This is a genomic window from Rhizobium sp. PDO1-076 (assembly GCF_000247475.1).
Taxonomy (GTDB): Bacteria; Pseudomonadota; Alphaproteobacteria; order Rhizobiales; family Rhizobiaceae; genus Allorhizobium.
In genome coordinates this window covers 1-2,131 of the sequence record NZ_AHZC01000230.1, presented here as the reverse complement: position 1 = coordinate 2,131, position 2,131 = coordinate 1, and the positions used below count along the sequence as shown (strand labels likewise).

General features: G+C 59.5%; 2 protein-coding genes. Both read left to right on the top strand.

Annotation, left to right across the window (positions count from 1 at the left end; genetic code table 11):
• The first annotated feature begins 241 nt into the window (after window positions 1-241).
• Window positions 242-436, top strand: coding sequence for a hypothetical protein (locus PDO_RS27220; RefSeq protein WP_007602604.1), 195 nt, complete (start codon window positions 242-244; stop codon window positions 434-436).
• Window positions 437-448: 12 nt separating this feature from the next.
• Window positions 449-2,131 (top strand): recombinase family protein (locus PDO_RS13700; protein WP_007602603.1); only part of this gene is annotated, 1,683 nt, incomplete at its 3' end.

The following is a 2,131-nucleotide window of genomic DNA, read 5'->3' as shown; positions in this document are numbered from 1 at the left end:
GAAGAACGCGAAAATTTCCACGCGCAGGGGGATTCGCTCGCCGCAAAATTCAAGTATTCTTGCGCTGGTGCCGTCTGTTTCCGCCGCACGATCTGCGATCGAATGCGCGCCTAACCGACAAGGCACGATGGACTACGCTGGAGGTCTCTGACATGCCCGCGATTTCGCATTCAAATCCGCCGGTTGCCGGCGCAGTCTTTGCCCCGAGCGGAATGGTCCGCTCAAGGGCGAGGATCGTGTTGTGGCAAAGCGGAAAGGAACAGCGGCAAATAGCGTGCGGGTCGTTCTCGCACCCGCCGACGACATGCCGGTCTACGACCCGTCAAAGCCTGATCACCGCCTTCGGGAACTTGTCCGCTTGCTGGCGCGACAGGCTGCCCGTAAATTCGTCAAAGCCGAACAGGAGGGCGCCACCCGCAATCGCCTCCTCAAATAGGGAGGCCATCTCATGAAGGTTGCGCTGTACGCCCGCTATTCCTCCGACAACCAGCGTGATGCCTCCATTGAAGACCAACTTCGCATTTGCCGCACACGGGCCGAGCGTGAAGGCTGGACAGTCGTCGACAGCTATACGGATCGCGCCATCTCAGGCGCCTCTCTGATCCGGCCCGGTATCCAGGAACTGATCGCCGACGGACTGAAGCGACGCTTCAACGTCATACTGACGGAATCACTCGATCGGCTATCGCGCGACCAGGAAGATATTGCCGGGCTCTACAAGCGCATGCGCTTTGCCGGCGTCAGCATCGTTACACTCTCCGAAGGTGAAGTCAGCGAATTGCATATCGGCCTCAAGGGCACCATGGGCGCCCTCTATCTCAAAGACCTTGCCGACAAGACGCGACGCGGCCTGCGCGGCCGGGTCGAAGAAGGCAAATCGGGCGGTGGCCTCTGCTACGGCTACGATGTCGTGCGGAACGTCGACGCATCCGGGGAACCCAACCGCGGCGAGCGCACCATCAACGAGCCGGAAGCCAGTATCGTCCGGCGCATATTCACAGAATATCTGGCGGGAAAATCGTCGCGCACGATCGCCATGGGGCTGAACGGCGAAGGCGTGCCAGGTCCGCAAGGCAGTGAATGGGGGCCGTCGACCATACACGGCAATCCCAAGCGCGGGACAGGCATTCTCAACAATGAGCTTTATATCGGGAAACTGGTCTGGAACCGCCTGCGATACTTGAAGGACCCGGATACTGGCAAGCGTGTTTCCCGTCCCAATCCGGAAGCGGATTGGGTTATTCAGGACGTGCCGGATCTGCGCATCGTCGATCAGAACCTGTGGGATGCAGTGAAGATACGGCAGGACCAGATGACGCTGGAGCCCGGAACCCAGCTGGGCGACAACCGTGTTCTGAACGAGCGCCGCCGGCCAAAACACCTGTTCACCGGGCTCGTCAAATGCGGCTGCTGCGGTGGCGGTTATTCGATGATTTCGAGGGACATGCTCGGCTGCACTAACGCCCGGACCAAGGGGACTTGCGCCAACCGGCTGAACATCCGGCGCGATACGCTCGAACAATCCGTTCTGAACGGGCTCGACAAGCATCTGATGGAACCGGAACTCTACAAGGAGTTTTGCGAGGAGTTCACGCGAGAGGTGAACAAGGCGCGAATGGAGGCTCGCGCTTCGCTCCATTCATCGGCCGCAGAGATCAAGCGGATCGACCGCGAACTCGACACTCTTCTCGACCTTATTTTGAAGGGTGGTGCTGCCGACAGGATCAACACGAAGATGGTGGCCCTTGAAGCCCGCCGGAAGGAGCTGGCCGGCTTCCTCGACGGCGCTGAAGAACCGCCTCCCCTGCTCCACCCCAATCTGGCGAAGTATTATCACGAGGAGATCGCGGCACTCCACGACCAGCTTGGCAACGAGCAAACGCGGGCACTGGCAGCCAACAAGCTCCGCACGCTGGTCAGCCGCATAGATCTTGTTCCAGATGGTGCAGAACTGGTGATCGTGCTGCGCGGCGACCTTGCCGCGATCCTCACTTTTGCATCTGGCAAGAACAAGCCCGGTTTTCTAAACGAGAAAGCAATTCTGGAAGACCTCATGGGCCGCACCGGCGCAACTGAGGGACAAAAACGCAAAAAACCCCACAAGGGGGCTTTATTGGGATCGCAGGAATGG